Source organism: Streptomyces sp. SID14478 (genome assembly GCF_010548525.1).
Lineage (GTDB): Bacteria > Actinomycetota > Actinomycetes > Streptomycetales > Streptomycetaceae > Streptomyces.
Genome location: NZ_JAAGMG010000355.1, coordinates 1 through 5,151 on the forward strand (window position 1 = coordinate 1; position 5,151 = coordinate 5,151).

Annotated in this window: 4 protein-coding genes and 1 pseudogene; 2 read left to right on the top strand and 3 right to left on the bottom strand. The window is 72.0% G+C overall.

What is annotated here, in order from left to right:
* The 3 genes and pseudogenes from G3I40_RS11770 to G3I40_RS11780 form a co-directional block, all read right to left on the bottom strand.
* Positions 1 to 966, bottom strand: a pseudogene (locus tag G3I40_RS11770) (phospho-sugar mutase); the annotation flags it as partial.
* Positions 967 to 1,036: 70 nt separating this feature from the next.
* Positions 1,037 to 1,861, bottom strand: a complete 825-nt coding sequence (locus G3I40_RS11775; RefSeq protein ID WP_164302109.1) for a purine-nucleoside phosphorylase — start codon at positions 1,859 to 1,861, stop codon at positions 1,037 to 1,039.
* Positions 1,862 to 2,112: 251 nt separating this feature from the next.
* Entirely contained in the window at positions 2,113 to 2,550 is a 438-nt protein-coding gene (locus G3I40_RS11780) for a gamma-glutamylcyclotransferase (protein WP_164302110.1), read from the bottom strand.
* An 87-nt stretch (positions 2,551 to 2,637) separates the two neighbouring features.
* Between G3I40_RS11780 and G3I40_RS11785 the strand changes: the two genes are divergently transcribed.
* The gene (locus G3I40_RS11785) at positions 2,638 to 4,086 is read left to right on the top strand and encodes an NAD(P)H-quinone dehydrogenase (protein WP_164302111.1); all 1,449 of its coding nucleotides are present in this window, start codon (positions 2,638 to 2,640) and stop codon (positions 4,084 to 4,086) included.
* Between the two features lie 223 nt (positions 4,087 to 4,309).
* A partial coding sequence (locus tag G3I40_RS11790; protein WP_239091676.1) for a DeoR/GlpR family DNA-binding transcription regulator occupies positions 4,310 to 5,151 on the top strand: 842 nt, incomplete at its 3' end.

Here is a 5,151-nt window from a genome sequence, read left to right on the forward strand (position 1 = left end):
GTCGCCGCGCAGCATCCGCCAGCCGCCCGCCGCGGCGGCGTCCGGCACGGCCACGGCGCAGCGGTCCGCGTCCGGGTCGTTGGCGATGACGAGATCCGGCCGCTCCCGCCGCGCCGTCGCGAACGACAGGTCCATCGCGCCCGGCTCCTCCGGGTTCGGGAAGGCGACCGTGGGGAAGTCCGGGTCCGGCTCGGCCTGTTCGGCCACGAGGACGGGCTCGGGGAAACCGGCCCGCGCGAAGGCGGCGAGGAGCGTGTCCCTGCCGACGCCGTGCAGAGCCGTGTAGACGGTGCGGGCCGTGCGCGCGGACCCGGGCGCGAGGACCGCGTCCGTACGCGCCAGATAGGCGTCCAGGACCTCGTCGCCGAGCGTCTGCCAGCCGCTGTCGGGCCGCGGCACGTCGTGCAGCGAGCCCACCGCCGCGATCTCGGCGGCGATCTCCGCGTCCGCGGGCGGCACGATCTGCGAGCCGTCGCCGAGGTACACCTTGTAGCCGTTGTCCCGCGGGGGGTTGTGCGAGGCGGTCACCTCGACGCCCGCCACCGCGCCCAAGTGCCGTATGGCGAAGGCGAGTACGGGGGTGGGCAGCGGGCGGGGCAGCACCGCGGCCCGCAGCCCGGCCCCGACCATGACCGCCGCCGTGTCCCGCGCGAAGTCCGCGGACTTGTGCCGCGCGTCGTAGCCGATGACGACCACGCCGTCCGCCTGGCCCGTGCCCTTGAGGTACGCGGCCAGGCCCGCGGCCGCGCGGATGACCACCGCGCGGTTCATCCGCATCGGGCCCGCGCCCAGCTCCCCGCGCAGACCGGCCGTGCCGAACTGCAGCGTCCCCGCGAAGCGCTCGGCGAGCTCCGCCGTGTCCCCGGCGTCGATGAGCCCGGCCAGCTCCTCGCGGGTCTGCGGGTCGGGGTCCTGCGCCAGCCAGCTCTTCGCCCGGTCGAGCAGTTCGCTGCCAGATACGGTCACGGGTTCGCTTCCTTCAGACGTACGGGAACGGTCGATCGGCGATCGGCACGGAGGTCGGGACCGGCCTCGGTCAGATCTTGGCGAGGACCTTGGTGAGCAGCTCGCCCATGCTCGCGGCGGAGTCGCGGCCGGCCTGGAGGACTTCCTCGTGGTTCAGCGGCTCGCCGGACAGGCCCGCGGCCAGGTTCGTCACCAGGGAGATGCCGAGCACCTCCGCACCCGCCTCGCGGGCCGCGATGGCCTCCAGGACGGTGGACATGCCGACCAGGTCGGCGCCGAGGATGCCGGCCATGCGGACCTCGGCCGGGGTCTCGTAGTGCGGGCCGGGGAACTGGGCGTACACCCCCTCCTCCAGCGACGGGTCGATCTCCTGGCACATCGTGCGCAGACGCGGCGAGTACAGGTCGGTGAGGTCGACGAAGTTCGCGCCGACGATCGGCGACGTGGCCGTCAGGTTGATGTGGTCCGAGATGAGGACCGGCTGGCCCGGACGCATGCCCTCGCGCAGGCCGCCGCAGCCGTTGGTCAGCACGACGGTCTTGCAGCCCGCGGCGGCGGCGGTGCGCACGCCGTGCGCGACGGAGGCGACGCCGCGGCCCTCGTAGTAGTGGGTGCGGCCCAGGAAGACCAGGGCACGCTTCTCCCCGACCTGGTACGAGCGGACCTTGCCGCCGTGCCCGGCCACGGCCGCACCGGTGAACCCGGGCAGCTCGGTGAAGGGGAACTCGACGGCCGGTGCGCCCAGCGCCTCGGCGGCCGGTGCCCAGCCGGAGCCCATCACGAGGGCGACGTCGTGGGTCTCGGCGCCCGTGAGCTCGCGCAGGCGCGCGGCGGCGGCGTCGGCGGCGGCGTAGGGGTCGCCCTGGAGGTTGTCCGGAGTAACAGATGCGTTCACGCGCTTGAGGGTAGCCGGTCAAGTCCTACGCGCGTAGATGCCGGGCCTCACGGGAATGCGATCGTTGTCTTGTCGTTTCCGACGAATGCGCTCCGCCGCATGCGCTCCGCCGGGGTGCGGGAGGGACGGGCGCCGTTCGGCCCGGGGGCCGTTCGCCGCCTGCGGGCCGGTGGGGCTTCTCGCGCAGTTCCCCGCGCCCCTGAGACGCGCACTCCGTGCGGCATCTCGGGCGATGCGCACTCGTTCCCGTGTCAGCAGGGGCGCTTGCGCATCTCCATCACGTAGTCGTGCGGTGCGCCCGCCGACTCGGCCGCGTCCGCGAGCTCGCCGAGATAGCGCGCGGAGGGCAGGCCGCCCTCATATCCGTTCAGTACGTACACCCACGCGGGCTCCTCGCCCTCCAGGGTGTCCACGCGGACCCGCATCCGCCGGTAGATGTCGAGCCCGACGCCCTCCCAGCGGTCCATGGAGTCCTCGTCCATGGGCGCGACGTCGTACAGCGCGACGAAGACCTGGGAGCGGGGTGCCTCCACGATCGTGGCAAGCGCTCCCTCCCAGCCCATGTGCTCGCCCCCGAACGTCAGCCGCCAGCCGTTGAGCCAGCCGGTCGCGCGCAGCGGCGAGTGGGGGGCGCGGCGCGTCATGAGCCGCGGGTCGAGATTGCCGGCGTACGCGGCGTAGAGCGACATGTGGTCGAGGGTACGGCAGTTGCCCGGCGTGCTCTGAGCGAAGTGCCCGGCACCCCGGCCGGGCGGCCCCTTGAACGGTGCGGGACAATGGCCTACGTGACTCGGATCGTGATCATCGGTGGCGGACCTGGCGGATACGAAGCGGCCCTGGTGGCGGCCTCGCTCGGGGCGGAGGTGACCGTCGTCGACTGCGACGGTCTGGGCGGGGCGTCGGTGCTGACCGACTGCGTGCCGTCCAAGACCCTGATCGCCACGGCCGAGGTGATGACGACCTTCGACTCCTCGTACGAAGAGCTGGGCATCATCGTCGAGGACGACACCCCGGACCCGGACAGCCCGGCCCGCGTCGTCGGCGTCGACCTCGGCAAGGTCAACCGCCGCGTGAAGCGCCTCGCGCTCGCCCAGTCGCACGACATCACCGCCTCGGTCACCCGCGCGGGCGCCCGCGTCCTGCGCGGCCGCGGCCGGCTCGACGGGCAGCAGGACCTGGACGGCTCCCGCAAGGTGATCGTCACCGCGGCCGACGGGACCGAGGAGACCCTCATCGCCGACGCCGTGCTGATCGCCACCGGCGGCCACCCGCGCGAGGTGCCCGACGCCCTCCCGGACGGGGAGCGCATCCTCAACTGGACGCAGGTCTACGACCTCGACGAGCTGCCCGAGGAGCTCATCGTGGTCGGCTCCGGCGTCACCGGCGCCGAGTTCGCCGGCGCGTACCAGGCGCTCGGCTCCAAGGTCACCCTCGTCTCCTCCCGCGACCGCGTGCTGCCCGGCGAGGACCCGGACGCCGCCGCCGTCCTGGAGGACGTGATGCGCCGCCGCGGCATGAACGTCATGGCGCGCTCCCGCGCCGCCTCCGCCAAGCGCGTCGGCGACCGCGTCGAGGTCACCCTCTCCGACGGCCGGACCATCTCCGGCACGCACTGCCTGATGGCGGTCGGCGCGATCCCCAACAGCGAGGGGCTCGGTCTGGAGGGCGCCGGCGTCAAGGTGAAGGACTCCGGTCACATCTGGACCGACAAGGTCTCCCGCACGACCGCTCCCGGCGTGTACGCGGCCGGGGACGTCACCGGCATCTTCGCCCTCGCGTCCGTGGCGGCGATGCAGGGCCGCATCGCGATGTACCACTTCCTGGGCGACGCGGTGACGCCGCTGAACCTGAAGACGGTCTCCTCGAACGTCTTCACCGACCCCGAGATCGCCACCGTCGGCGTCTCGCAGGCCGACGTCGACGGCGGCAAGTTCGACGCCCGCGTCGTCAAGCTGCCGCTGCTGCGCAACCCGCGCGCGAAGATGCAGGGCATCCGGGACGGCTTCGTCAAGATCTTCTGCCGTCCGGGGACGGGAATCGTCGTCGGAGGTGTGGTCGTCGCGCCCCGCGCTTCGGAACTGATCCACCCCATCTCGATCGCGGTCGACAACAATCTGACGGTCGAACAGATCGCGAACGCGTTCACCGTGTACCCGTCGCTTTCGGGCTCGATCGCCGAGGTGGCCCGCCAGCTGCACACGCGGAAGATCGCCGAGGAGAGCTGACCGTTCCCCGGCCCGGGATCAACTTCTCGCAGGTCACGGTGAGTTGCGGCCCATGCGGGCGGCATAGGCGCGACGGGTAGGACTCCCGATCGCGCCTATACCACTTCCTGGGGTGTTGTGCGAACAGAACCTGTAATTCGGCGCAAACAGCTGAAAGCAGACGGTCGTTGGGGTTACTGTCAGTTTCGTGTTCGCTGCAGAACGTCGTCAATTGATCCTCGAAATGGTGCGAGCGAATGGAGCGGTATCGCTCCGGGAGCTCGCCCGCGTCGTCCAGACCTCTGAAGTGACCGTACGGCGGGACGTGCGCGCACTGGAGGCAGAAGGACTCCTCGACCGCCGACACGGCGGTGCGGTATTGCCGGGCGGATTCACGCGGGAGTCCGGCTTTCCGCAGAAGTCACATCTCGCGACCGCAGAGAAGACGGCCATCGCCGATCTCGCCGCGGGTCTCGTCGAAGAGGGCGAGGCCATCGTGGTGGGCGCGGGGACGACCACGCAGGAGCTGGCCCGCCGGCTCGCGCGTGTGCCGGGACTGACCGTCGTCACCAATTCCCTCCTGGTGGCCCAGGCGTTGGCGCATGCCAATCGCGTCGAGGTCGTCATGACCGGTGGCACTCTGCGCGGTTCCAACTACGCGCTGGTGGGCAGCGGGGCCGAGCAGTCCCTGCAGGGGCTGAGAGTGTCCCGGGCCTTCCTCAGCGGCAGCGGCCTGACGGCCGAGCGCGGTCTGTCCACGTCCAACATGCTGTCGGCGTCGGTGGACCGGGCTCTCGTGCAGGCGGCGGCGGAGGTCGTCGTGCTCGCCGATCACTCCAAGCTCGGGACGGACACCATGTTCCAGACCGTGCCGACCGATGTGATCACGCGGCTCGTGACCGACGAGCCACCCGCGCACGACGACCGGGCCGCCACGGAGCTCCAGGCGCTGGCCGACCAGGGCGTGCAGATCGCTGTCGCGGGTGCGGCCCCTTCGTCGGCCGGGGGCGGTGATCCCGTCCCGGCGCGGCAGCCGCGCCGGGATGTCCCCCTCCCGGGCCAGCGCCGGGGCCAACTCCCCGGCGG